24 protein-coding genes are annotated in these 24,168 nt (G+C 57.3%); 6 read left to right on the top strand and 18 right to left on the bottom strand.

Going from position 1 to position 24,168, the window contains the following annotated elements; genetic code table 11:
• Window positions 1-57 precede the first annotated feature (57 nt).
• The 4 genes from WMW72_RS22440 to WMW72_RS22425 form a co-directional block, all read right to left on the bottom strand.
• On the bottom strand, window positions 58-1,260 hold the full coding sequence (locus tag WMW72_RS22440; RefSeq protein ID WP_341417809.1) for a class I SAM-dependent methyltransferase: 1,203 nt from the start codon (window positions 1,258-1,260) through the stop codon (window positions 58-60).
• A 37-nt stretch (window positions 1,261-1,297) separates the two neighbouring features.
• The gene (locus tag WMW72_RS22435) at window positions 1,298-3,658 is read right to left on the bottom strand and encodes a PAS domain S-box protein (RefSeq protein WP_341417808.1); all 2,361 of its coding nucleotides are present in this window, start codon (window positions 3,656-3,658) and stop codon (window positions 1,298-1,300) included.
• A gap of 152 nt (window positions 3,659-3,810) precedes the next feature.
• Window positions 3,811-4,041, bottom strand: coding sequence for a hypothetical protein (locus WMW72_RS22430; protein WP_341417807.1), 231 nt, complete (start codon window positions 4,039-4,041; stop codon window positions 3,811-3,813).
• Between the two features lie 74 nt (window positions 4,042-4,115).
• Window positions 4,116-4,493 (bottom strand): hypothetical protein, encoded by a 378-nt coding sequence (locus WMW72_RS22425; RefSeq protein WP_341417806.1) that lies wholly within the window; start codon window positions 4,491-4,493, stop codon window positions 4,116-4,118.
• Between the two features lie 291 nt (window positions 4,494-4,784).
• On the opposite strand from WMW72_RS22425, the gene WMW72_RS22420 reads away from it, so the two are divergent.
• A complete protein-coding gene (locus WMW72_RS22420; protein ID WP_341417805.1) occupies window positions 4,785-5,006 on the top strand; it encodes a hypothetical protein in 222 nt (73 codons plus the stop codon).
• A gap of 229 nt (window positions 5,007-5,235) precedes the next feature.
• Window positions 5,236-6,606: a D-alanyl-D-alanine carboxypeptidase family protein gene (locus tag WMW72_RS22415; RefSeq protein ID WP_341417804.1), complete on the top strand. Its 1,371-nt coding sequence runs from the start codon at window positions 5,236-5,238 to the stop codon at window positions 6,604-6,606.
• A 96-nt stretch (window positions 6,607-6,702) separates the two neighbouring features.
• Here the strand turns inward: WMW72_RS22415 and WMW72_RS22410 are convergent, their stop codons facing one another.
• Complete coding sequence (locus WMW72_RS22410; RefSeq protein ID WP_341417803.1) at window positions 6,703-6,978, bottom strand: hypothetical protein; 276 nt, start codon at window positions 6,976-6,978, stop codon at window positions 6,703-6,705.
• A gap of 188 nt (window positions 6,979-7,166) precedes the next feature.
• Window positions 7,167-8,012, bottom strand: coding sequence for a DUF72 domain-containing protein (locus tag WMW72_RS22405; RefSeq protein WP_341417802.1), 846 nt, complete (start codon window positions 8,010-8,012; stop codon window positions 7,167-7,169).
• A gap of 136 nt (window positions 8,013-8,148) precedes the next feature.
• Here WMW72_RS22405 and WMW72_RS22400 point away from each other — a divergent pair, with 136 nt between their 5' ends.
• On the top strand, window positions 8,149-9,009 hold the full coding sequence (locus WMW72_RS22400; protein WP_341417801.1) for an EcsC family protein: 861 nt from the start codon (window positions 8,149-8,151) through the stop codon (window positions 9,007-9,009).
• 104 nt (window positions 9,010-9,113) lie between these two features.
• On the opposite strand, the gene WMW72_RS22395 is transcribed toward WMW72_RS22400, so the two are convergent.
• Complete coding sequence (locus WMW72_RS22395) at window positions 9,114-10,841, bottom strand: methyl-accepting chemotaxis protein (RefSeq protein WP_341417800.1); 1,728 nt, start codon at window positions 10,839-10,841, stop codon at window positions 9,114-9,116.
• 216 nt (window positions 10,842-11,057) lie between these two features.
• On the opposite strand from WMW72_RS22395, the gene WMW72_RS22390 reads away from it, so the two are divergent.
• The gene (locus tag WMW72_RS22390) at window positions 11,058-12,731 is read left to right on the top strand and encodes a glutamine--tRNA ligase/YqeY domain fusion protein (RefSeq protein ID WP_341417799.1); all 1,674 of its coding nucleotides are present in this window, start codon (window positions 11,058-11,060) and stop codon (window positions 12,729-12,731) included.
• Between the two features lie 81 nt (window positions 12,732-12,812).
• Here WMW72_RS22390 and WMW72_RS22385 read toward each other — a convergent pair whose 3' ends face one another.
• Both WMW72_RS22385 and WMW72_RS22380 read right to left on the bottom strand, forming a co-directional pair.
• Window positions 12,813-13,085 carry a hypothetical protein gene (locus tag WMW72_RS22385; RefSeq protein ID WP_341417798.1) on the bottom strand — a complete coding sequence of 91 codons (273 nt, stop codon included), beginning with the start codon at window positions 13,083-13,085 and terminating at the stop codon, window positions 12,813-12,815.
• 206 nt (window positions 13,086-13,291) lie between these two features.
• A complete protein-coding gene (locus WMW72_RS22380; RefSeq protein ID WP_341417797.1) occupies window positions 13,292-13,426 on the bottom strand; it encodes a hypothetical protein in 135 nt (44 codons plus the stop codon).
• Window positions 13,427-13,649: 223 nt separating this feature from the next.
• On the opposite strand from WMW72_RS22380, the gene WMW72_RS22375 reads away from it, so the two are divergent.
• Window positions 13,650-14,135, top strand: coding sequence for a DinB family protein (locus WMW72_RS22375; RefSeq protein ID WP_341417796.1), 486 nt, complete (start codon window positions 13,650-13,652; stop codon window positions 14,133-14,135).
• A gap of 27 nt (window positions 14,136-14,162) precedes the next feature.
• Here the strand turns inward: WMW72_RS22375 and WMW72_RS22370 are convergent, their stop codons facing one another.
• The 5 genes from WMW72_RS22370 to rsgA form a co-directional block, all read right to left on the bottom strand.
• Window positions 14,163-15,821, bottom strand: coding sequence for a HAMP domain-containing sensor histidine kinase (locus WMW72_RS22370; protein WP_341417795.1), 1,659 nt, complete (start codon window positions 15,819-15,821; stop codon window positions 14,163-14,165).
• A complete protein-coding gene (locus WMW72_RS22365) occupies window positions 15,818-16,525 on the bottom strand; it encodes a response regulator transcription factor (protein WP_341417794.1) in 708 nt (235 codons plus the stop codon). Before WMW72_RS22365 ends, WMW72_RS22370 begins: the two co-directional genes overlap by 4 nt.
• A gap of 178 nt (window positions 16,526-16,703) precedes the next feature.
• Window positions 16,704-17,453, bottom strand: a complete 750-nt coding sequence (locus WMW72_RS22360; RefSeq protein ID WP_341417793.1) for a hypothetical protein — start codon at window positions 17,451-17,453, stop codon at window positions 16,704-16,706.
• 439 nt (window positions 17,454-17,892) lie between these two features.
• Window positions 17,893-19,143, bottom strand: coding sequence for an MFS transporter (locus tag WMW72_RS22355; protein ID WP_341417792.1), 1,251 nt, complete (start codon window positions 19,141-19,143; stop codon window positions 17,893-17,895).
• Window positions 19,144-19,274: 131 nt separating this feature from the next.
• Window positions 19,275-20,348 (bottom strand): ribosome small subunit-dependent GTPase A, encoded by a 1,074-nt coding sequence (gene rsgA, locus WMW72_RS22350; RefSeq protein ID WP_341417791.1) that lies wholly within the window; start codon window positions 20,346-20,348, stop codon window positions 19,275-19,277.
• 221 nt (window positions 20,349-20,569) lie between these two features.
• On the opposite strand from rsgA, the gene cysC reads away from it, so the two are divergent.
• A complete protein-coding gene (cysC, locus tag WMW72_RS22345) occupies window positions 20,570-21,136 on the top strand; it encodes an adenylyl-sulfate kinase (RefSeq protein WP_341417950.1) in 567 nt (188 codons plus the stop codon).
• Window positions 21,137-21,140: 4 nt separating this feature from the next.
• On the opposite strand, the gene WMW72_RS22340 is transcribed toward cysC, so the two are convergent.
• From WMW72_RS22340 to WMW72_RS22325, 4 genes are all read right to left on the bottom strand, one after another.
• Window positions 21,141-21,647 (bottom strand): SRPBCC family protein, encoded by a 507-nt coding sequence (locus WMW72_RS22340; protein WP_341417790.1) that lies wholly within the window; start codon window positions 21,645-21,647, stop codon window positions 21,141-21,143.
• A gap of 28 nt (window positions 21,648-21,675) precedes the next feature.
• Entirely contained in the window at window positions 21,676-22,293 is a 618-nt protein-coding gene (locus WMW72_RS22335) for a TVP38/TMEM64 family protein (protein WP_341417789.1), read from the bottom strand.
• 61 nt (window positions 22,294-22,354) lie between these two features.
• Entirely contained in the window at window positions 22,355-23,044 is a 690-nt protein-coding gene (locus WMW72_RS22330; RefSeq protein ID WP_341417788.1) for a response regulator transcription factor, read from the bottom strand.
• Complete coding sequence (locus WMW72_RS22325; protein WP_341417787.1) at window positions 23,041-24,087, bottom strand: sensor histidine kinase; 1,047 nt, start codon at window positions 24,085-24,087, stop codon at window positions 23,041-23,043. The genes WMW72_RS22330 and WMW72_RS22325 overlap by 4 nt, the downstream gene beginning before the upstream one ends.
• Between the last annotated feature and the right edge of the window lie 81 nt (window positions 24,088-24,168).

Genomic DNA, 24,168 nt, shown 5'->3' with positions numbered 1-24,168 from the left:
CAAGCTGAATACGCTCTGAAGCCTACCTTTAAAGAACCTGAAAGCCAGTTTAAAAATTTATTGGAGATGCTGCCCCTTCAGCTCCGGCAAGCCGCCCAGCGCATGCTCCAGATACGGATCTGCCTGGATGAAGTCACGGAAGCGGACATATTCCGCCTCCAGCTTATCACGTTCCGCCGCCGAAGATGCTTTGCCGGCCTTGACCGCACGGATCAGCAGATTTTTGGGCGTATGCTCCATATCGATGAATTCCATTAGCTGCGTCTTGTAACCCGCCAGCTCCAGCAGCCGGGCCCGCAGCGCATCGGTGGCCAGCGCGGAGAATCTCTCCTTCAGGATCCCATGCTGCAGCAGCGGCGACAGCACGTCACTGTGTATCTGGCGGAATAGCTCATGTTGGCAGCAAGGGACCGACAAGATGACGGAAGCGTTCCATCTGACGGCCTTATCCAGAGCAGCATCGGTTGCCGTATCGCACGCATGCAGCGTGACGACCATATCGACTTGCTCTAGCTCATCATATTGGGCGATATCCCCCACCAGAAATCGGAGCCGTTCGTAGCCTAGGCGCTCAGCTAGCCCGTTGCAGAACTCGATCACGTCCTCCTTCAGGTCCAGTCCGATAATCTGCAGATCTATCCCTCTCATCACATGCAGATAATGATACAGCGCGAACGTCAGGTAAGATTTCCCGCAACCGAAGTCCACGATATGCAGCTTCCTGCCTTGAGGCAGATGAGGCAGCACATCGGCGATCATTTCCAGGAACCGATTGATCTGGCGGAACTTATCGTACCGCTTGGCCAGCACCTTGCCTTCCGCATTCATGATGCCAAGCTCGATCAGGAAGGGAACAGGGACTCCATCTTGCAGCTCATAGTTTTTTTGCCGGTTATGGCCCGCCGGCTGAGCCTGTGCGGCCTGCTTGGTCGGCGGCTTGCGCAGAATGCCCAGCTTGCCTTTCTTGCTGATCAGCACCTGATAATCGGCTTCTCCAGCCTGCAGCAAGCCTTGACGGAACGAGCTACCGAGCCATTCCGACAGCTTCTTGCCCGCCTCCGCCCGGGGCACATTCTCATGCTGTACCTTGGCTCCCGTATACGCGCTGAATTGGTAGAATAGCTCTCCCCGCAGAGCAACCGGCTTGACCGTAATCTTGGCGGGCTCGCCCTCTCCGCTGCGTCTAGGCTGACTCAGCGTCGCCTGGATCAATGCCTGCTCCTGTACCAAGCGTTCGATTAACTCACTTAATTCCTGCATAGCTATGCTCCATTCCTTCATTCGGGTTTAATCAGACTTAGGGTCGGGAATCGGAAGAGCTTTGCTCCTCGAGGGCCGCAGCCACTTCGGCAGATGGTCCGCGAGCAGAAACCACCCCGCTGAACCTAACCTGGAAGATTGTCCCTTCCGGGCCTGTCTGCCAGGTAATTTTGGCTTGGTGACGGGCGGCGATACTGAAGCAGACGGCCAGGCCAAGCCCGGTCCCCTGCTCTTTGGTTGTAAAAAACGGCGTTCCGAGCTTAGCCACGACTTCTTTGTCCATCCCATGTCCCTGATCGGCGACTTCCAGCACGACATCTGCGCCTTCCTCCATGAAGGTCGCGATATTCAGCCGTCCGCCTGCTTCCATCGCTTCCAGACCGTTTAAGGCCAGATTCAGAATCATCTGCCGGATTTCCTTCTCATCGAGCTCCAGCAGCTCGCAATCGCCCAGATCTAGCTGCACTTCCTTGCCTGCTAAGGTCGCTTCCGCTTGAATCAGCGGATAGATCGCTTCGATGACATCATTCAACCGGCAGCGCTGGCGGTCGGTCGTCTTGTTTTTGGCGAGCGCCAGAAACTCGCTGATAATGTCATTGGCGCGGTCCAGCTCCTGAATCATCACCTCGATGACCTCCCCGACCGGAGCGCTCCGCTTCCTGGCCATCAATTGCAGGAACCCGCGGACGGTGGTCATCGGATTGCGGATTTCATGAGCAATGCCGGCTGCCATTTCTCCGATCAGATGCAGCTGGTCCAAGCGTCCGATTTCCTGCTCCAGCAGCATACGGTCAGTGATATCGATGATAACGGCCAGCAAGCTGGGCTCCCCTGGAGTATCGATCGTTTCGGTGGACAAGAGACCTGTACGCAGCTCACCCATCTTGGAACGATATTGCACCTTGACGTTGCTCAGACTGCGGTTCGATTCCATCGCGGATTCAAGACGTACAACCGTGCCGCTCTCCGTCATAAGCTGCAGATCGGGCGGGCCCGCGATCATCTCTTCATGCCCGTAGCCGGTGTGCAGCTGCCAGCTTTCGTTGACATCCAGGTAAGCCTTGCTGCGAAGCGACAAAATCGCCATCAGACTCGGACTCGCCTGGAAGATCGTATAAAACCGCTCATGGGAATGACGTACCTCCTGCTGCATCTGCCTGCGCTCCGTCATATCCTGTACATAGATATTGAGGCCAAAGACGCTGGGATATACGCGAATATCCACCCACTTGGCGATAAACGGTGAATACACTTCCTGCTGCATCGCTTCTCCCCGCCGCTTGGCCTCCACGAATAGCTCATAAGAACCCGATTCTTCAATGGGGACGAATTGCCAGAGCGAATGCCCCAGCGCGTGATCGCGGGATACGCCAAGCTGTGCTTCGGCAGAGCCGTTCAGATACATAATGCTCCAATCGTTGTCGAGCGAGTAAAATGCGTCCGTGATGCTTTCCAAAATATCATGGATGCGGTCATACGACGCCTGCAGCTCCGCATTGGCCTTCTTCAGATCACGGGTGCGCTCATCCACCGCCAGCTCTAGCCGGGCGAAGCTCTGCTTACGCTCCGTACTGTCGCGTACGGCACACACATAGACCGGCCGCTCATCGACGTAGGCCTCGCCTACCTGCACGTCCACCGGAAAGGCAATGCCGTCCTTGCGGATGGCAACCGCGTCCATGATAGCGGGAGCCTGGGCCGTGCGGCGGCTGACCGAAGTACTCGCCTTGTCCCATGGCAGATCGTCCCCTGTCAGCAGGCGGGATACGGGCATCCCTCTCATCTCCCCAGGCGTATAACCGAACATCGGTCCTGCCGCCGGATTAGCCGCCAGAATGTCTCCATCCTCGCTCAAGGTAAAGAACGTATCCAGGGAAGTCTCACCGATCACCCGGGCCATCGCCTCCGCACGCCCCAGTTGGCGGGAAGCCGCAATAAGCCGCTTATTGGCCGATTCCAGATCGGCGGTACGCTCGCTGATCAATTCCTTCTGGCGCTTCAACTCTTCACGGTCCCGGTACATGGCCACGAATTGCCCGACCTTCAGCTTCAGTACCTCCGGGCTGAAGGGCTTAAAAATAAAATCAATACAGCCCACTTCATAGGCCCGCAGAATATGTTCGGGCGCGTGGCTGAGCGCGGTTACAAAAATAACAGGCGTATGCCTGGACTTCTCGCGTCCCTTGATCAGCTCGACCGTCTCGAAGCCATTCATGCCCGGCATCTGAATGTCCATCAAGATCAACGCAAAGTCGTCCTTGAGCAATTTGCGCAAGGCCTCCTCGCCGGAATCCGCCGTAACGGTCGTATATTCATCACCTTGCAAAATAGAAACCATAGCCAACCTGTTCTCGGGTCGGTCGTCTACGATCAAGATGTTCACTTGCGGCTGCAGCATGTTGAACTCTCCCGTGTCCTGTATTCGTTGCAGTCATCTTATCCGGTCTGGCATAGGTTTATCTCACTTGTAACTTCGCTAGGGCTGCCCCTCTATCCTTCCCTCAATCAAGAAAATGAGGGATGTCAACCACCCGCCAGCTGCTGTACGCGCTAGGCGCGCCCGCTCTTTCTCCAAACCCGGTATCCCCGGCGCACTGTGTTCAGCAGCGCCTCGGGAATAGGCAGCCGGCTAAGCCACGGACGGTAAAACCTTCCGTAGGCTCCTTTCAGATCATCCCACATCTGACAAGGCTCTTGTTTCAGAAAATCAGACACGTCCACAACCTTGCCCCGTCCATCCTGAAGCATCACATTTTTGCCGTGTACGTCGTGGGGGTTCAATCCCTTGCTTCGCGCATAGGCCAGTGCCTGCTCGATGTCCAGAATGACCTGAGGGGGAATAGGAATTCCCCTCCTCAGGCACTGGTACAGCGTACGCCCGTCAGACGGCGCAGCACCAAATAGCCCGCACCCGTATGCAGGCATTCCGAGTACGCTGGGTGCACGCCCAATCTGCGGTACACCTCTGTCTCATCCCCAAGCCCCGGTCTGCCCGGAGCATAGACCTTCACAACGAGCTCCGGACGGTCCGGATGAATGAGAACGGCGGCGTAGTTGCCGACACCGACCAGTTGCCAGGGGGAGGGAACACGGAGGACCCGGACAGGCTCATGATGATGCTCGCTGAGAATTTCCAGCCCAGGCAGCAGCTGCGTTTCGATCGTCAGGACGAATCCATGCAAGCTCTCGAATGCTGGATGGCCGCCGGCGGCCTTGCTTGTTCCGCTACCCATAGGCTACGTGTCCCTTCCCGGGCCGGCTCCTCTCCGGTTTCCCGGACGGCAGCGCTACGCGCCCTGTATCTATTCCTTATATTGTAGCATAGAAGCTTGTGATTTCGCATTACGCACGACAGGACTTTGAGTTCTGCTCCACCGGAGTGTGCGCGTAGAGATAGCGGTTTTCCATGAGATCGTTGAGGGTTTCCATACAAAAGTTTCAAGCCTACGGGCATTTGAACAGTCGCCGGGTGAATGTACATCATACGATAACCTAGATCGATAAGAAAAGGAGAGTGAAGGTCCATGGCATACTGTCACAACTGCCCGCCGTTAAGTCCCATCGTCACAGACCCTACTCAAGTGTATAACAACTACTACTACCCGCAGGCCCAGCCTATTGTGCATCCCGTGGAGGTCATCAACAAACATCACTGTGTACCGGTTCCCCAGCATTTCGTCACGTACTCGTCGAAGGATGAGATCGTGATGGTCAGCAGCGTGAAGAAGCGTAAAAAAAGAAAATAACGCTTCTCCCGCATGTCGGGTCAGACCTGTTCGGTCGTGACCCACGGGCTTCCTCTCTATCGCCCCCAGCAAAGAGGAAGCCCGGGCTCCACCCGGAACACATACAGAAGAGGCCGTACGTTGGCAACTTGGAAATTCAATATGATAAGATAACTTTGTATGTTCACCAGGAGAGGTTTCAGTTATTTCTAGGTTTCGGTATAGGTTTAGAGGAGAGATTACACTGAAAATGAATATTGAATTCCGCACCCCTTCCAAATGGACAAGCTTCGCAAGCCGAAAGCATGTGGCAGCCGTATTGCTCGCGTTCTGCTTCATGACTGTTCCGTTATCTGCACCGGCCCAGACCGCCGCTACAGCAGCAGCCGGACCATCCACGATAGCTGCAGCCACGACTTCCCAGGCAGCCGTCTTACCGCCGGTCAGCTCCCTCCAGCTCAATCTCAAAGCAGCCGTGCTTCTGGAGCCTGACACCGGTGAGGTCTTCTTATCCGTTAACGCCGATAAGGCTCTCGCTCCTGCCAGCATGACGAAGATGATGACGTTGTACATCGTTCAGGATAAAATCAAGAAGGGCGATATTTCATGGGAGGATCCCGTTACGATCACTGAGAATGCCTCTAAAACCCTCGGTTCACTAGCCTTCCTCCCCCAAGGAAAGAAGCCTACAGTGAAGGAGCTGTACATCTCGATGGTGCTCCGGTCTTCGAACGGCTCTGCCGTCGCGCTGGCGGAATACATCTCGGGCTCCGAGCAGCACTTCGTGCAATGGATGAACCAGGAGGCGGGTCGCATGGGCATGCTCCATACGAATTATATCAATGCCAGCGGTCTGGACCGTTCCGACATGCCCAGGGCATACCGCCCTGAGAGCACCGCGGAGAACATGATGTCGGCTCTGGATGCAGCCACCCTGGTTAAGCATATCATCCGGGATCACCCGGAGTATGCCGAGGTATCGACTCTTCCCTCCTATACGTTTCGTGAGTCCGATAAGCTAGCGATCGAAAACTCCAACTGGATGCTGGAATCCAATAAGACGAGTACAAGATACAAACAGTTCGCCTATGAGGGACTGGACGGGATGAAGACGGGCTTTACGGATAATGCCGGCTATTGCTTTGCGGGGACGGCTGAGCGGGACGGCCTGCGTCTGATCAGTGTCGTCATGGGAACCGACTCGCCGGAAAAACGTTTTACGGAAACGAAGAAAGTATTGGACTACGGATTCGATCATTTGGAAATCAAGCAGGTGATTGCCCGCCATAGTGCCGTACAGGGGGAGGAATCGCTTCCTGTGAAGCTGGGTCAAGCGACAGAGGTTCCCGTGGCTCTGGACGCAGCCGTGGATTTTCTCGTGCCCAAGGGAAGCGATCCGGCCGGGCTTGCATGGAAGACTGAGGTGAATGCCGTAGAATTAACGGCTCCCGTCGAAGCAGGAACCAAAGCAGGGACTGTTACCTACACCTACCAGATCCAGGGGATGGACAAGCTCCAGAAGAAAACGGTGCATCTGATCACCACGGAGAAGGTAGAGAAGGCAAGCTGGTTCACCTTGATGGTACGTTCCGTACGGGAATTTTTCAGTCAGCTTTTCTAAGCTTATCGGACCGGTAGCCGCCACATAACAAAAAAAGCCGCAAGCATGAAGCTTGCGGCTTTGCTGTCTGTCATCACGGAATAGCTCGGGCGCCGATTACTGCTCCGTCATCGGGGGCTGGCTGTGCAGCGCGGCCTCATCTGCAGCCAACGCCTCCGCCGCCTGCTGGATAGGCAGTTCGTTTTCGCTGCCTGCTGCCTGGTCCAGGGAACGATGCGCCTTCTCAATGGCTGTCTCCGCTTGCTCGATGAGCTGCTGGGAAGGATGGGACTGCGCCTGCTTCACGGCATGATGGGCCTTCTCTACCGAATTTTGCGCTTGAGAGATCGGGTTCTGCGATTGCAGGCTGGAATCGTACTCATACTTGGTCATCTCACACATCTCCTTCGTCATACAAAGTCAACGCTGTTAATGTGGGATAATCCCCGGTATTTTATACGAAGCTTGCCAGAAGATACACCCTGAAGGAAATCTGACCGATGGCCCGCTCGCGGCCCGTGATTCTGACGGCTACCGCTTCGTCTCAGCCTAAGATTGAGCCTGAGGACCGCATCGCTCCTCTAGAATAAATCCAGCTGCTGCGGAGCCAGAGGCTCTGTCTCCATCCCGAGCATCCGCATCAGCTCCAGTCCGTTGGCCGCTGCGTCACCCCCGGAATTATTATTGAAGATCACGCAGATTTCTTTCGTTTCCTTCGCTAGTTGGAGCAGGCGCTCCTTCCACTCCAGCAGTTCGGCTTCATTGTACCGGTACAAATACCGGACCTCCCGCCAGTTGGGACCGCCGCCCTGATTCCAGTTCGCAGCATTCCGTCCATGCATCCGCACGATGGTCACATCCCCGTGCGTCGGCTGCAGCACGATCGGGACCGACCCCTCGCCCGCCTGCGGCTCGTCGCAGATGCTGTGGATCCATCCCTCCCGGGCCATGAAGGCCAGGGTCTTCTCTCTCATGCCGCCCTCGAACCAGCTCTGATGCCGGAACTCCAGCGCCACCGGGATGTCGCCCATCCTGCGCTTGGCCTCCCGAAGCAGCTCCACATGAGCCCGTTTACAATCGAACCAGGGCGGATACTGGAAGAGCACACACTTCAGCTTGCCTGCTTCGATGACCGGCTGCAAAGATTCGCAGAAGGCCTGGAACATCGTCTCCGTGTCCGCGAAAGGAACCGTACCGCGAGCATGCCCCGTCATTCCCTGATAAGCCTTGACGATGAATGTGAAGTCCTGCGGGGTCTCTGCCGCCCATCGGGTATAGTTCTCCCGCGACTGGACGGCGTAGAATGAGCTATCCACCTCCACCACCGGGAAATACCGGCTGTATACCTTCAGCTTATGCTTGCCTCCTGAGCCGGGACCGTACAAATCATCATGGTCGCCCCAGCCTGTGAGCCCGATGCGGATCATACCGCCCCTTCCTCCCTCCTGGCATCTCCGCAAAGTCCAGCAGCCTGTCCTATGGAGGACGGAGCGCTGCATCCAGATGCCGGTTTATCCGTATACTTAACTAATTATCCTGCTATATAAAGGAGCCTGTGCCCCTATGCCCGCTGATGACGCACTTCCATCCTATCATATTCCCGAATCCCAAGAAACGCTGCAGGCCATGCTACAGGACATCCGGGCCTGGGAGAAGAGTCAGAAGGATCTCTGGTTCTGGGAGAAAATCGGACGTCTGCCCTTCCAGCTGCTCGATCGCCTGACTCCCCAGTCTATCCAGAAAAAACTCGCCGAAGCAATGGACGAGGTAGGCAGCTACATCCAATCGGGCGGCCAATACCTTGTATCGGAGCAAGGGGTGCTGGACCGTCTCCGGCACGAGACCCTGTCTGCTGGCATAGGCAGCCCATCCGGATTTCCGCGGACACTGGAGGAAGTCAGGGGCTTGCCGGTCGCCACAATGGACGGAGCAGCCCGCCAGCTCGCACGGAGCCGTGTAGCCTTCGCAACCGCCCAGGGGGTAACCACCGGGTTCGGCGGCCTGCTTACGTTGGCTATCGACATCCCGGCCATTCTCGGACTGTCTCTGAAAACCATTCAGGAGATCGCCATGACCTACGGCTACGATCCCAACGAGAGAGCCGAGCGCGTGTTTGCCATCAAATGCCTGCAATTTGCCTCGGCGGATATCGTCGGCAAGAAAGCCGTGCTGGAGGAGCTTGCGGACTTCGGGAACGATCTCCGCCAGCGTGAGGCATTGTCCCAGCTTCAAGGCTGGCGGGAGGTTGTCGCCGCTTACCGGGATAACTTCGGCTGGAAAAAGCTATTCCAGCTTGTGCCGATTGCGGGCATGCTGTTCGGCGCCGTACTGAATCGCGGCACTTTACAGGATGTGACAGAAGCGGCGACCATGCTCTACCGAAAGCGACGCGTTCTTGAGCGGCTGCAGAGGCTAGTGACTTGACCTTCCTGACCGGGAGGATGCCATCCTGCAGCAGATTTGGCAGGCCAAGCAGCCCGCCGATTCAGACCGTCCCAGGATTCCCCATCCACTCTGCGACTTACTCACTACTTCTCGACAGTAAATTGCCGGATCAACTGCTCCATCCGGACTGACATCTCCTCCAGCGTACCGCTCAGATCCGCCATCCGGCGCATCGCCTCCTGCTGCTTATCCGCGGCTGCGGCAATGCCCTGTTGATGCTCCGAGCTTTGCAGGGACAAGCGCTCCAGCTCGTCAGCGGAGGCCGTCACCTGCTCTGATCCCGTCGCGATTTCCTCCGAGACGGCAGATAGCTCCTGCACCTGGCTGCCGACGCGCTCCGTCTCCTGCAGAATACGCCCGAAGGCCGTACCGGCGCTGTCTATCAGGCCGAGCCCCGTATCCACCTCGCGGACTTGCCGGTGGACGCCCGTTACCACCTTGCCTGTATCGGCGACCATCGCATCGATCAGCTCCCCGATGCGCAGCGCCGACTCCTCCGACTGCACAGCGAGCTTGCGGACCTGATCGGCTACGACGTGGAAGCCGAGCCCATGCTCCCCGGCCCTCGCCGCCTCGATAGCCGCATTCAGTGCGAGTAGATTCGTCTGCGAGGCGATTGCCCGCATCATTTCAGCGATCTGGCTCACTTCATCCGTGCGCTGCTTCAACCGTTCTACATCCTCCGCCGTATCCCGGGAAGAGTCCTGCACGACAGCCATCTGGGAGACAGCGCTCTGGATGAGTTCGTCGCCGGTCTTGGCAGCATCCGTCGCCTCCTGCGAAGCTTCCGCCACAATGGCGAGCGCATCGGCGATCCGCTGCACTCCTTCCCCGACCTCTCCGATCGCTCGTGCCGTTTCGCCTGTACACTGCAACTGAACACGGGAATCAGAGGCCGTCTCCGCGAGATGACCGGCAATCCGCTCGCTGGAAGCGCTTGTCTCCTCTGCGCTGGACGACAGCAGCGCGGTAGCCTGACGCATATCATGAACGCTCTCCTGCACACCGTAGATCATGTCCTTCAGTACATAGACCATCTGCTGGAATGTACCTGCAAGCCGGCTGACCTCATCCCGTCCCTTAACCTGGATCGTCACGGTCAGATCCCCGTCTTGTACCTTCTCCATCTCGCGCGTCAGCCTCAGCACGGGCGTCACGATCATCCGGGATACGGCGTAGATCGCCGCCAGCGACGCGAGCAGGATTGCCGCAGACATCAGCAGCACCTTACGCTGATTGGCAGCCAGCAGCTCATACACGGAGGTTGCGTCCATATCCGCCCCCAGCACTCCTATAAACTCGCCTGTCGATGTCAGAATCGGCACATAGACGGTTACTAGAGCGCCATAAGACTCATCCTTGGTCAGCTCCCCGACCTGGACCTCGCGGTCCCGGAACGCCTTCTTCAGCGGTTCGTGCAGCTCCGTCTCCACCTTGCCCAGCGGAGAAAAATCACCGCTCTGGGTATCCAGCGGCATCCCGTCCACGACGTAAAAATATTCGGTGGACTCCCCTTTGCTCCGTGCACCCATCGTATACAGATACTTGAGATGATTCGCCTCGCGCATATCATTGAACTTCAGACGAAGCTCCTTGTAATAAGCATTCTCGGTCAGTTCCTCCGCCAGCTTACGGTAGGATACCGGATCGATTTGCCGGACGGCATGCTCGGCAACGCTGCGTGCCTGTTCACCCAGCGACCGGGTAATTAAACTTAGCGAAGAAGCATAGATCTGATAGCTGAGCAGCCCACCGGCCGCCACGATAATGAACGAAAAAATAAGCATAATACGGAGATGCAGACTTTTCAAACCACGTTCGCCCCTTTGTACTTCCCTCTTTTTCGTGTAGCTTGCTACTATTTTACTGGATTTGGTACTTTGTTACTATATATTTGTACGTCGCCGGCTCTCCGGCTGCCGGGTTTCGTAGATTACTGCCGAAAACCATTATATTTACGACCGATTTTGTGTATTATAGAGAGTAATAGATTTTAGGAAACCCCATAGAGAAAGGATGGAACCCCCGTGGAGAGTACCAAACCGGCACCGGCCTCATCCGGCAATTTCATCAAGCAAATCGTCACCGACGATCTGAAAACAGGTAAGGTCAACGAAGTCGTGACCCGGTTCCCTCCTGAACCGAACGGCTATCTGCATATCGGCCACGCCAAGTCCATCTGTCTGAACTTCGAGCTGGCCGATGAATTCGGCGGGCGCACCCATCTGCGCTTTGACGATACGAACCCGGCCAAGGAAGACGAGGAGTATGTCCGGTCGATTCAGGAGGACATCAAGTGGCTGGGGTACGAATGGGATAAACTGTTCTTCGCCTCTGACTACTTCGAGGAGATGTACGAGCGCGCGCTCGTCCTGATCAAGAAGGGCAAGGCTTATGTCTGCGAGCTGACCGCCGAGCAAATCCGCGAGACGCGGGGCACGCTGACCGCTCCCGGCCAGGACAGTCCTTACCGGAACCGCAGCGTCGAGGAAAATCTCGAGCTGTTCGAGCGGATGCGCAAGGGTGAATTCGCGAACGGCGAGAAGGTGCTGCGCGCCAAGATCGACATGGCTTCGCCGAACGTGAATCTACGTGACCCGGTACTGTACCGCATCGCGCATGCGCATCATCATAACACCGGGGACAAATGGTGCATCTACCCGATGTACGATTATGCCCATCCGCTGGAGGATGCGATCGAAGGCATCACCCATTCGATCTGTACACTTGAATTCGCAGACCACCGGCCGCTGTACGATTGGGTCATCCGCGAATGCGAGATGCCGAACGTCCCGCAGCAGTACGAGTTCGCCCGCCTGAACGTGACCAACACAGTGATGAGCAAGCGCAAGCTGAAGCTGCTCGTCGACGAGAAGGTTGTGGATGGCTGGGACGATCCGCGGATGCCAACAGTCTCCGGTCTGCGCCGCAAGGGCTATACGCCGGAAGCCATCCGCGAATTCTGCCGTGAGATCGGCGTGGTGAAGAGCAATAACAGTACGGTGGACGAGAAGCTGCTGGAGCATTTTATCCGCGAGGATTTGAAGCTGAAGGCCCCTCGGACGATGGCGGTCGTACAGCCGCTGAAGGTCGTCATTACCAACTATCCCGAGGGCCAAGTCGAACAGCTCGAGGCCGAGATCAATCCCGAGAATGAAGCGATGGGCATCCGCCACATTCCGTTCTCCCGTGAGATCTATATCGAGCAGGATGACTTCATGGAGGAGCCGGTCAAAGGTTACCACCGCCTGTTCCCCGGCAACGAAGTGCGGCTGAAGCACGCTTATTTCATCAAGTGCGAGGATGTGGTAAAGGACGCTGACGGCAACGTCATCGAGCTGCACTGCACCTATGATCCCGAGACCAAGAGCGGCAGCGGGTTTACCGGCCGCAAGGTGAAGGGTACCATCCACTGGGTCGAGGCTGCACAGGCCCAGCCAGCCGAATTCCGGCTGTATGAGCCGCTGATCCTGGACGAATCGGCTGGAGAAAGCGCTGATTTCCTCAGCAATCTCAACCCGAACTCGCTGCAGACGCTGCAGGGCTTCGTGGAAGACAATATGTCCGGTGCCCAAGCGCAGGACAAATTCCAATTTTTCCGCCACGGGTATTTCAATGTGGATTCCAAGGAGTCGTCGGCAAGCAAGCTCGTGTTCAACCGGATTGTTTCGCTCAAGAGCTCCTTTGATCCCAAAAAATAAAATGCGCTGACAAACAGGCCCTTCCATCAGGAAAGGGCCTGTTTGCTTCCTGCCGAGTCGGTACAACAGAGCTACTGGCCCTTACCTGGGACCGCGCAGCCTGCGGATCACGCTGACCGCCGCCAGCAGAAGCGTGACAGCCCATGTGAACATCAAGGCTAGCCCCAGTCCGATATTGGCATCCGGGTATTGATGCCGATAATCGTCATAAGCCAGATAGGACAAAGGCGCGGCAAGCACGAGAAACAGCAGAAGCACACCGGTCGCTTGCTTACCTGTTCGGTCAGGGAGCGTTCTCCATAGCTCGAAATGAGCGGCTGCCAGCACCAGAAGCGTCACCGCGATCTTGGTCATGTTATCTGCGCACCTCCTTGTATGCTTACAATACCCGATAGGCGGCCGGTACAATCTATGCTGGAAAATCTTTCGCTCCGGCGTTTCTGCACAGGTCATAGCATTAAAAAAGGACGGCTGCCCTCCGCAAGACATCAGAGGAAACCGTCGCTTGGCCTAACAGACATATCAGGGCCCGATTCGGGATTGCGGTCAGTCGAGCTGGATCAGTCCCTTTTCTCAATTCGATTAATGACCAGTACGGAGTTCTGCTCAGACATGAAGTCGAAAAAATTCTCTTCGGTCTCAAAAAGATACGTATTCTCTTCTGTGACAACAGTGTAGAGCGCTTCTTCATTCATCGTTGCCGCCTCCTTTTGATCTACCCTATGAGAGCTTCGTTGAGAACATGCAGGGCCCCTCCTCTTATTTTAAACCGCTTACATCCAAAAAGAAACAACAAATCGTGAGAATGTGCCAGATTTGTTATACTATGGACAGGCCTGTTTATTTCTGTGCGCGGCTTTCGCCTACGGACAGACCAGGAGCAGGCCTATATGCCCGTCAAAGGAGAGACATCCAATCATGTTTATTCACAGTATCGCTGCCTTCGAAGAGGAACTCAAGCTGGAGAGCGGCTCGACGCTCAAGGTGTTCCGCGCTCTGAGCGATGAATCGCTCAATCAGGAGGTCGCACCGGGATTCCGAAAGCTCGGGGATCTTGCCTGGCATATCGTCACGACCTACCATGAGATGCTTTCGCGGACAGGGCTTCGCTTCGATGCCGCCGATGAGCACACCGTCCAGCCGACAACGGCACAGGGACTCGTTCAAGCCTATGAACAAGCCTCGCAGGCGGCAGCGGAAGCGGTACGTACCCAATGGACAGACAGCACGCTGACGGATACTACCGACATGTACGGGGATGCCTGGCCCAATGGCCTGACGCTTCACATTCTGATCAATCATGAAGTCCACCATCGTGCACAGATGACGATCCTCATGCGTCAAGCCGGTCTGAAGGTTCCTGGCGTCTATGGCCCATCCAAGGAAGAGTGGCCAGGGGAGTAAGAATAAGGGGCTGAGCATGAGCGCTCTTTAGGAGGCTCGCTCCTCCGGAACCTGGGTTTCAGTCCCGGCTTCCATATAGAACGCTACACCGCCATCCTCATTGACGGCGCGTACGTTCATCCCGTGATTGCCGGCGATCTGCCGGACGATAGCAAGGCCGAGACCGAATTGACCGCTGCCGCCTGTACGGAACGGCTCGAATAAGCCTTCAAGCTCACTTTCCTCCAGGGGAGGCCCGTCATTGGCGACCCTGATGGCGGGAGGCGAGCCCGCGGTCACGGATACCCGGATGCAACTCTGCGCGTAGCGCAGCTGATTATCCAACAGATTTTCAAAAGCGATGCCCCACTGCTCCCGGTCCCCGCGGAGTTCTGCGTCCGCCTCCAGGTCGAGCTCCCATTCGATCTCAGGACGGCGATATTTCAGCCTTTCGATCGTATCGTCCACGACGGACTTTACGTCGAAGGGCTCGTGGGGCTTCTCCCGTGTAGAAAAATAGTTCAGCTTGTTCAGGATGAGCAGGTCTCGAATCCGCTTCTCCAGCCGCTCCGATTCCTTCATGATCACACCCAGGCTTCCGGCCAGAGAGCCTTTGGGGAACACACCGTCCAGAATAGACTGCGCATAGCTGCGGATGACCATCACGGGCGTCTTCAGTTCATGAGAGATATGCTGCAGGAAAAACTGCTGCGACTTGTCCTGTCTGACCAGCCGTTGACGCATCGCTTCGATCGCCTTGGCCAAGCGGCCTATTTCGTCACGACGGCTTCCTGTCTCTAGTGGCTCATGCCAATCCCGTTGCGCCAGCCTTCCTACGTGCTGCTCCATCTGCACCAATGGGCGAGTCAAATACTTGGCCAGCGCCATACAGGGCAGCCAACTGACGACGAGCAAGCCGACGAGCAGCAGCATCAATCTCCAGAACATGGCCGTAACCAGATCATTGCGGTAATGACTGGAGGCGTAGGAGACAATATAGTTGGGCTGCCCGCCTAGCAATTCCTTGCGAATGACATACAGCATGCTCTCATTGTTGACATCCAGCTTGTATTTCTCCAATCGCTGCGTCTGGTTGTACGCGTTCTGCTCGATCGTCGCTATAGCCTGAGCCGGAAGAGCGCCGGGGGACAACTGTAAGGCAATGCCCGGAGTTGCCGGCATGTCTATCCGCTGAAGAGTGGCGGCCATCTCGCGGGTGTCTGCGGGTGCCTGATTTCTGCCAATCACGAAGTGCCGCACCACCTGCCCATCCGCACCTAATCCGCTTCTTGGCATCACAGGGGCCATCTGGATGAGCATCCTCTCAGCCGGAAGCTCTCCGGCTTGACCGATTGTGGCAGTAGCGCGCGCAACAGCCGTTTCCGCCCAGGGGGTTACCGGCCCAACCGTCTGTGTGGTGGATATCAGAGGGTACGCGTACCTGGGATTTACGGCTCCCACAGCGGCCTCCGTCTGCTTGTGCAGCAGATTTCCCATCGTGGCCAAGACGCCTGGTTCAACCGGCGTCTGCCTGTACTCCAGATGAACACCAACCTGGGAATCTGCCAGAATATCATAGAGCTGGTCGGTAAAAAAACCTTTGAGCAGCCAGGGCAGCAGCACGGCCAGCAGCACGAAGATACACAAGGTCAGCGCAGCAAACACGCCCCACAGCTTGACGGCCATCGGCCATTGTCCCACTCTCATACCTTCACCATCCTATAGCCATATCCGTATACCGTCTCCAGCCGCAGGTCAGGCAGCTTGCGGCGAAGTCTCCGCACCAGATCGTCCACCACCCGGTCCGAGCCGTAATAATCCGTCCCCCACACCGCAGACAGCACCTGCTCACGCTCCAACACCTGTCCCTTGTGCCCAGCCAAATACAGCAGCAGCTCGAATTCCTTGGAGGTCAGCTCGATTGCCTCTCCCCGTCCATCCTCTACCCTTCTCGCAGACTCGTCGATCATATAGGGAGGGAGCGCCACCTTCGGCTGCCTATCCATCGCAGGGCTAGTCGCCTCTCCTCCCCTGCCCGTACCCGGTCCGTACACGCGTTCGAGCAGCTTGCGCGTACGAACCACCAGCTCACGGGGCAGAAAAGGCTTCGCCAGGTAATCATCGCTCCCGAGCTCCAGTCCGATGATGCGGTCGATGTCGGCATCGCGTGCCGAGATGAAGATCACCGGCATCAGCGGACGGTCTGCCTTGATCTCACGGACGAGTCTGTAGCCGTCCACACCGCCGGGAAGCATAATGTCGAGGACCCACAGGTCCGGCCGTTCTCCGATAGCCGCTTGTGCAGCAACTCCATCAGGGAACGAGCGCACCTGCCACCCCTCCTTCTCCAGATAAGCGGCCAATACGCCTCTCAGATGCTCTTCATCCTCTACTAGAAAAACGCGATACATCTCCGATCTCCCTCCCGCACTTCGTCATTCAACGCCGGTCAAGCCGGGATGCAAGCCACCTGCTGGCTCCATCCCGGCTTACTCGGCCTTATGGCCTGAACTTATCCTTGCGTCCTCCGCTGTCCATGACGAGCCGTCTCAGCGGCGTCTCAGCCGGACAGCAGCCCGCACTCGTCAACTATTCGTTTTCAGCAGGTACCGACTTGATATCGTCCGTTTTTTGCTCCTTCAGCTTCTCAGCCAGCGTACGGATCGACTCGGTTTGCTTCTTGTAATCTTCCAGAAGCTGCGGCAGTAACCCACGAATGGCCTGGCTATCCCCTTGTTCAATAGCTTCGGACAGCTGCTGCTGACGCTTGATTTCCGCCGGCAGCTCCGTCTTGATTATATCATCGCCTGCCTCCAATGGGATGGCCTTCTTAAAGATTACCTCCGTTTGTCCGCCTTCTACAGGTTGGGCTGGCTCACCGTTGACATCCAAGCTCTTCAGTCTCAAAGTGAACGTGCCCTTCTCCCCTTCCTTCAAGGGCTCCGTCGAGACTTGGAGTTCAGCCGGGAGTCGATCTGTCGTGAGCGAGGATTCTGTCACGGCAGCGCCTTTATACAAAACATTGGTCTTCCCGAAAGGACCCGGCAAAGCGGCTTCCGCCTGCTTGCGCTCCTCCAGCGCTGTCGCCCATGCGGCCGATGTATCTGGTGCATAAGTCGCGGCCAGCAGCTTCCAGTATTGACGTTCATGCACGGGATTTTGCAGCAAGCCGTGAGTAACCGTGCCCATCACGCGAATGGCGGCTTTGCCGGAAGACTTCGCTTGCTCCGTTCCTTTCTCCTCGGCGGCAGACGCTCCGCCGATTCCTCCTGCGGCCATCGTCAGTACGATAGCGGCCATGCCAGTGTGTACCAGTCTTTGCTTCCATGTCAGTCTCATCTATAAACTCCTCCTGTACGGTGATGATTTGGGGATGATGCCGGGAACCTTGTTCCCTCCCCTTGCTTCACAATATACAGGGCAATTGCGGACATCCTATCGCAACATTGTGGGAAATTATGTGAGCAGCATCCGTATTCAACCCTTTTCAGCCGCCTAACAACGAAAAAAACGGAATCGCGAGTCCCGATTCATAGAGGAACGGGCAGCTTGAACGCTCCGCTCTCCTATTCTTAAGGGATAATCGCTATTCCGCTTTCCTTCGGGACTGCCGGCTTTCTCCAGACAAGGCTGAAGCCGCTTCCTTCAATCACACGCCTGAACCACACATCCTGCTATGTCCTGACTCTGCCATTGGGCCGGCGGGCTGATTCCTCCCAGTAAGCCTTGTGATGTTCTCTTACCCTCCGGTCTTATCGTTCTATACAGCCTGTCCTGTCTACACGGACGCTCTGCGCTTTCTCTCGTAGGCAGCCAGCCAGCCGACCAGCACCAGCGACCCGATCCCGTATACCAGTACCATCCATTGGAGCCCGATCGTATCGAGCAGCAGGCCGGTACTGAGCAGCACCACCTGAAACATCACGCGGTCCAGCATGCTGCGGAAGGAGAAGAAGCGCCCGTGATACGCCTTCGGAATCTGATGCTGGAACAGTGTCGCCGCCGCCGGGAAGAAGCCCCCGACCGATATGCCGAAAATACCGAAGGCCAGCAGCGATAGCGCCGGAATTTGCGCGAAGAATAATAACGCCTGCGCGACTGCTACGAATGAGGCGAACAGAAACAAACGTCCCAGCAAGGACCCGCCCGACGCAAAGCGCTTGATCAGGAAGCCGGTTACGATAATGCTGATGCCCTCTACCGCATACAGCCAGCTCTTGATGCCTGCGCTTTGCTGCAGCTCGCTGATATTGATGACCATCAGGTTGAAGCCCCCGATGAACAGCGTCGGCACGATCGTCAGCAGCAGCACCGTCATCACCATAGGATGCGCGCGGAGCAGCGGTACGATAGCCTTGAAGCCCCGCTCCGGCAGCATCTCGGGGAAGTTGCCGCCAGCCTCTGCAGCCGCAGCGCCCGGCGTCCCGCCTTCAGCGCCTGCGGTGTCCGACTGCGCAGTCTCCAGCTTCCTCTCCTGCACCTGCAGCAGGAAGGTGGATGCGAACAACAGCGCATAGGCGATGACCGACAGCGTGTACATCCCCTGCAGCGACATCACTGCCAGCAGCAGCCCGGCCAGCGTCGTACCGAGGATGCGGGCCAGAGTGCCTGCATTCATATGCACCCCGTTCAGCGTGAGCAGATCCCGCTCCGGTACGATAAGCGGGATGACCGATTGCAGCGCCGGGAAGTAGAAGGCCGCTGATATCTGCAGCGACACGAAGAAGACGACCATCCAAAGGACCGATTCCTGATGAAGCGCAATAAACATGAACCCTACGCTCAGCATCCGGCCGGCGCTTGCGTAGAGCAGCACCTTTCTCTTCGAAACCGTATCGATGACCCGCCCGGCGAGCGGCCCGAAGGCGACCCCGGCGACGAGCCCGGCAAACATAATGAGGGATTTGATAAAATCCGATGGAACCTGCTGCTGCATAAATTCCAGATTGGCAATAATAGACATCCAGAGCCCGAGTCCGGCTACAAATTCGCCGCTGAGCACGATCCAAACGTTACGAGATTTCCACATGCTGTCATACCTCTGCTTTCTAGGGTCCGGCCTTGACGTCGGTTCTCTAAGGGTAACACAACCGGACGGCAGCAAAAAGTCCTTTCTCCAAATCAATTTCGGAGAAGGACCTGAGAGTTGCTTTCCCCCGGCTAGCGGGGGCGCTTGATTTGATTTTTTAACCCGCTGTGAATTTTCTTCCAGCGGTCTTTCTCTGCACGTGCCAGTGAGCTGTCCGCTTTCCGGGCTTCAAACGCCAGCTCCTTCTGGAGCTTGAGATAGTTCTGGTAGCGGGCGGCGGTCAGCGTGCCATCCTCCAGCGCGGCCCGCACGGCACAGCCCGGCTCGCTGCCATGGCCGCAATCGCCGAAGCGGCAGGCCTGCGCCAGCTCCTCCACATCGCCGAACGCCGTGCCGAGTCCGGCGTCGGCATCCCACATCTGCAGCTCCCGCATCCCAGGCGTATCGATCAGCAGCGCTCCCTCGGGCAGCCGGATCAGCTCCCGATGCGTCGTCGTGTGGCGCCCGCGGTCGTCTCCCTCGCGGATGCCGCCGGTGCGCAGCACCTCGCTGCCATACAGCCGGTTGACCAGTGTCGACTTCCCGGCTCCCGACGAGCCGAGCAGCGCTACGGTCTTCCCAGGGTGCAAGTAGGCCGCAAGCGGGTCCAAGCCTTCCCCCAGCAGCGTGCTTACGGCATGCACCGGCACCCCCAAGGCGATGCTCTCCACCTCCGCGGTACGTGCCTCCACATCCTCACACAGATCCGCCTTGCTCAGCAGAATCACAGGCGACGCTCCGCTCTCATAAGCGAGCGTCAGATAACGCTCCAGCCTCCGCAGGTTATAATCCTGGTTCAGCGCATGCACGAGAAACACCGTGTCCACGTTGGCGGCCACAATCTGTTCCTCCACCGCCGGGCCTGCCGCCCGGCGCGAGAATTTGCTGCGCCGTGGCACAAGTCCGTGGATGATGGCACGCCCATCCGACAGCCTCGGCTGCAGCGCTACCCAGTCGCCGACAGCCGGGTAATCTGCGCGGCCTGCGGCCTGATGCATCAGCTTGCCTGATACCTCGCCCAGCAGCTCACCAGCCGCTGTCACAATCCGATATAAACGTTTATGCTCGAGCGTCACGCGCCCGGGCTCATAGCCATGTTCCCGATAAGGGGCGAACTCCGCTTCCAGCGCGTCATCCCATCCCCACCATTCCGGCTTCCATTCCATTGAAATACGTATAACCTCCATTTGGCTCACTTCATCATAGCTACGGGCAATCCCGTTATCCCTATTGTAGAAGAAGAACGCTGTCAGCCGCTATGGAGAGGACCGTTATAACCAATTATTCTCCAGTCCGCCGCCCGTCACAGACTTGTGGTCTAGCATTTGGTAGAATAGAGGATGTCTGTCCCTTGTAAGTATGCAGTTCGAGTTCGAGCCAGGGATGCATCCAAGAAAGAAAGCGAGGGAAGTTACGGATGACACAGCAAGGGGTTACCGTATGGCTGACCGGTCTGTCAGGGGCAGGGAAAACAACCATCGCCAAGGAAGTAAACCACAGACTGCTGGAGCGGTCCGTTCCGACCGAATATCTGGATGGGGACGAGCTCCGCCAAACGTTATGCAAGGACCTGGGGTTCTCGGAGGAGGATCGTCATACGAATATCGAGCGCGTTACCTTCGTGGCTAAGCTGCTCACCAAGCATGGCGTGATCTGCCTGGCAGCTTTCATCTCGCCCTATGAGGCGATGCGTGAGCTTGCCCGCCGGGAAATTGGCTCTTTTGTCGAGGTATTCGTCACAGCTCCGCTCAAGGTGCTGATCGAGCGTGACACGAAGGGGCTTTACAAGAAGGCCTTGCGGGGAGAAATAACGGACTTTACGGGCATTCAAGCCCCGTATGAGGCGCCGCGGCATCCAGACCTGGTCCTTGAAACCGACCGGCAGGACTACAGGGCCTGTGCGGATGCCGTGATTCGTTTATTGGAGGAGAGAGGCTACCTGCCGAAAGCCTAAGTCGTCACGGACGGCTCCGGGTGTCAGAGCCCGCTCCCTCAGCAAGCGGTGTTCCTGCAGCCCTGGCCTCCGCCCGCTGCTTGATCAACTCGTTGCGCCGGCCGAGCAGCCCCTTCATATAGGCTTCCAGAAAAATCCGGTCGGCCAGCTGGCCAAGCAGCCCGAGCGGAGACGTATAATCGAACGTATCGGTCACGAGCGTCCCGGAGCCCTGCGCTTCGAAGCGATGCTCGTGGTAGAAGCGACGGAAGGCGCCGTTCACCATCTCATCGACAAACCGGTGCGGACGGTTCATCTCTGTAATCCGGGCCGTCAGCCGCTGGCGGATGCCGAAGTGCACCGCTTCCCAGGTCACCGTCTCGCCGAGCTCGATCAGCCCGCCCACCCGGCCCCCTACAGCCCGCTCTCCGGTATGGGCCATCGAATCCATATGCATATCGATGCTGCGCGACAGATCGAAGCAAAGCTCCGGTGGTGCCTCCATATATAGCTGCTGCCTGATGACAGGCATGGACAACCTCCTCCTTCTCCGGTACGGTTCAATTCATATATTTGGATTCCACCTTCTTGCCGAGCAGCCACATGAGACCGAAGGCCGCCACAATCACGATGATCTTCCAAGGCTGGCGGAGCAGGCCTGCGAGGTCGCTCCCCGCGAGCGATACGAGGAAAATCATCACGCCCTTACCCAGCGCTGTCGCGGTGAAGAACGTATGGAATGGCATCCGAGACATCGCAGACACCAAGGTCACGACCGTCGACGGCGTGAAGGGGAAGCAGGCCAGCAGAAACACCGAGGTGAAGCCATGCGCCTCCAGCCAATGAATCAGCTTGCCGGTCCGCGGCAGCTTCCTCTCCAGCCAGCCGCGAAGCCGGCCACCGAAGGTGCGCACGATAGCGAAGACGCAGGAAGCTCCGCCCACGACCCCGATCCAGGACAGCAGCGTGCCCTCTCCCAGCCCGTAGGCATTGACATTGGCGACCAGAATCGCGACGAGCGGCAGCATCGGCAGGAAGGCCTCAATGAACGGAGCCAGAATGCCCGGCAAAGGTCCCAGCGCCTCGTATTGCTTCAGCCATCTGTCGATATCTTCCCAGCTTAGTGAACTTATCGCTTGCGTCCATCCCATACGTTCTTCCCCGACCACCTTTGGCATTTACTCTTCCCTCAACTATACGCCCACAAGAGGGATAAAATCAAAGCGGCGCCTTCCGCGCTCAGGCCTTCCGTTCCCCGTCCAGCAGCTCCAGCCGGTAGCCGAGCCCGCGGATCGTGCGGATGCGGAAGCCGGACGTCTCCTCGTCGAACCTTTCGCGCAGACGGTTGATATGCACGTCGATGGTCCGCTCGTTGCCTTCATAGTCGAAGCCCCAGATGCTCTCGATCAGCGCATCCCGCGAATGCGTTTTGCCGGGGTAGCCAGCCAGCTTGAACAGCAGCTCAAATTCCTTGAGCGGCATGGTCATCTCCGTTTCCCCGATCCGGGCTTCATAGGTTTTGCGGTTCAGCACGAGCCGTCCCGCCTGCACCGTCTGGGACGATGCGATCCGGTAGCGCTTCAGCAGAGCCTTGACCCGGGCGACCAGCTCCACAGGCTCGAAGGGCTTCACCAGATAGTCATCGGTGCCCAGCTCGAACCCCTTCACCTTCTGGGAGGTTTCCCCCTTGGCCGTCAGCATCAGGATCGGCAGATCCTCGTATTCCCTCAGCTCCCGGCAGAGCTGCCAGCCGTCCATGTTAGGCATCATAATATCGAGAATCACGAGATCGGCCCGCACCTTCCCCATAACGCTCAGCGCTTCGATGCCGTCCTGCGCTTCCCACACCTCATAGCCTTCCTCACGCATGAAAAAGGAGACCAGCTCCCGGATATTCGCATCATCGTCGACAACCAGTACCTTCGTCACTCCTCGCCGCCTCCTCTCCTTGATGCTTCGGGTCTATCTTGGGGGATGGTGACCGTAAAGGCTGCTCCCTGACCCAGCTCACTGATCACGGCGATATCCCCCTTATGAAGCTCCACGATTTTTTTGACGATGGACAGCCCGAGGCCGCTGCCGCCTGCCGCACGCTGACGCGAGGCATCGCTTTTGAAGAACCGCTCGAACAGATGCGGGATATGCTCAGGCTGGATGCCGATCCCCGAATCCGTGAAAGTAATGGCGAGCTGTCCGTCCTTGCTGAGGGCCTCTATACGGATTGTGCCGCCTGGAGGCGTGAACTTGATGCTGTTATGCAGCAGATTGATCCAGACCTGGCTCATCAGCTCCTCGTCGGCGACTACCGTCATCTCCGGCAGTTCGGCCTCCAGCTCCAGCTCCTTGTCAGACCACTGGGGCTCGCTGACCAGGATCACGTTCCGCAATTGCCGATCAAGCCTGTACGGCTGGGGTGCAAAAGGCTGATGCTCGGACTCCAGTGTCGTCAGCTTGAGCAGATTATCGCTAAGCTTGGAGAGCCTCATGCTCTCTTGCTCGATAATACGCAGATAATGGGCCCGCTCCTCCTCGTCCAGCCCCTCCTTCTGCAACGCCCGGGCAAAGCCGCGGATCGAAGTCAGCGGAGACTGCAGTTCGTGGGAAACATTCGAGATGAACTCCTGCCGCAAGCGCTCCATCTGTCCCAGCTCCTCGGCCATATGATAGATGCCGTCCACAATGCCGCCGAAGTCGGCTTCGTTCTTGTGGCCGAAATTCAATTGAATATTAAAATCACCTCGTGCCATCTGCCGCATCGCTCCGATCAGCACAGCGAGCATCTTGCGCTGTTGGGAGTAAAAGAAACGCCCGACCACTCCTGCAAGTACCATCAAGAAAATAAAGCTGACTAGCGTATTAGCCAGCTCCAGGCGCAGCCCGCTGAACTCGAAGCCCAGCCAGCGCAAGCTGGGCGCAGTGACATAGTAAGCCGCCGTATAAGAGAGCAGGATCAGGCTGACCAACACGATCATGGCGAAAATTCCCTTTATAGACTCCCACCAGCTCCTTCTGTGCCTTGTCTTCTCTTCTTCATCCCGTTGCCGCCCGGGAGG

Source organism: Paenibacillus filicis (assembly GCF_038070315.1).
GTDB classification, from domain to species: domain Bacteria; phylum Bacillota; class Bacilli; order Paenibacillales; family NBRC-103111; genus Paenibacillus_G; species Paenibacillus_G filicis.
The sequence above is the reverse complement of the archived record's forward strand: the minus strand, read 5'-3'. Positions and strand labels throughout refer to the sequence as shown.

What these genes read in the sequence shown, in the direction of transcription:
- WMW72_RS22410 (WP_341417803.1), bottom strand. Translation starts at nt 6,978, where the DNA reads ATGACCAAGTATGAGTACGATTCCAGCCTGCAATCGCAGAACCCGATC.
- WMW72_RS22400 (WP_341417801.1), top strand. Translation starts at nt 8,149, where the DNA reads ATGCCCGCTGATGACGCACTTCCATCCTATCATATTCCCGAATCCCAA.
- WMW72_RS22440 (WP_341417809.1), bottom strand. Translation starts at nt 1,260, where the DNA reads ATGCAGGAATTAAGTGAGTTAATCGAACGCTTGGTACAGGAGCAGGCA.
- WMW72_RS22335 (WP_341417789.1), bottom strand. Translation starts at nt 22,293, where the DNA reads ATGCCAAAGGTGGTCGGGGAAGAACGTATGGGATGGACGCAAGCGATA.
- WMW72_RS22425 (WP_341417806.1), bottom strand. Translation starts at nt 4,493, where the DNA reads ATGGGTAGCGGAACAAGCAAGGCCGCCGGCGGCCATCCAGCATTCGAG.
- WMW72_RS22415 (WP_341417804.1), top strand. Translation starts at nt 5,236, where the DNA reads ATGAATATTGAATTCCGCACCCCTTCCAAATGGACAAGCTTCGCAAGC.
- rsgA (WP_341417791.1), bottom strand. Translation starts at nt 20,348, where the DNA reads ATGGAATGGAAGCCGGAATGGTGGGGATGGGATGACGCGCTGGAAGCG.
- WMW72_RS22420 (WP_341417805.1), top strand. Translation starts at nt 4,785, where the DNA reads ATGGCATACTGTCACAACTGCCCGCCGTTAAGTCCCATCGTCACAGAC.
- WMW72_RS22365 (WP_341417794.1), bottom strand. Translation starts at nt 16,525, where the DNA reads ATGTATCGCGTTTTTCTAGTAGAGGATGAAGAGCATCTGAGAGGCGTA.
- WMW72_RS22370 (WP_341417795.1), bottom strand. Translation starts at nt 15,821, where the DNA reads ATGAGAGTGGGACAATGGCCGATGGCCGTCAAGCTGTGGGGCGTGTTT.
- WMW72_RS22435 (WP_341417808.1), bottom strand. Translation starts at nt 3,658, where the DNA reads ATGCTGCAGCCGCAAGTGAACATCTTGATCGTAGACGACCGACCCGAG.
- WMW72_RS22405 (WP_341417802.1), bottom strand. Translation starts at nt 8,012, where the DNA reads ATGATCCGCATCGGGCTCACAGGCTGGGGCGACCATGATGATTTGTAC.
- WMW72_RS22340 (WP_341417790.1), bottom strand. Translation starts at nt 21,647, where the DNA reads ATGCCTGTCATCAGGCAGCAGCTATATATGGAGGCACCACCGGAGCTT.
- WMW72_RS22325 (WP_341417787.1), bottom strand. Translation starts at nt 24,087, where the DNA reads ATGATCGTGTTGGTCAGCCTGATCCTGCTCTCTTATACGGCGGCTTAC.
- WMW72_RS22360 (WP_341417793.1), bottom strand. Translation starts at nt 17,453, where the DNA reads ATGAGACTGACATGGAAGCAAAGACTGGTACACACTGGCATGGCCGCT.
- WMW72_RS22385 (WP_341417798.1), bottom strand. Translation starts at nt 13,085, where the DNA reads ATGACCAAGATCGCGGTGACGCTTCTGGTGCTGGCAGCCGCTCATTTC.
- WMW72_RS22355 (WP_341417792.1), bottom strand. Translation starts at nt 19,143, where the DNA reads ATGTGGAAATCTCGTAACGTTTGGATCGTGCTCAGCGGCGAATTTGTA.
- WMW72_RS22375 (WP_341417796.1), top strand. Translation starts at nt 13,650, where the DNA reads ATGTTTATTCACAGTATCGCTGCCTTCGAAGAGGAACTCAAGCTGGAG.
- WMW72_RS22380 (WP_341417797.1), bottom strand. Translation starts at nt 13,426, where the DNA reads ATGAATGAAGAAGCGCTCTACACTGTTGTCACAGAAGAGAATACGTAT.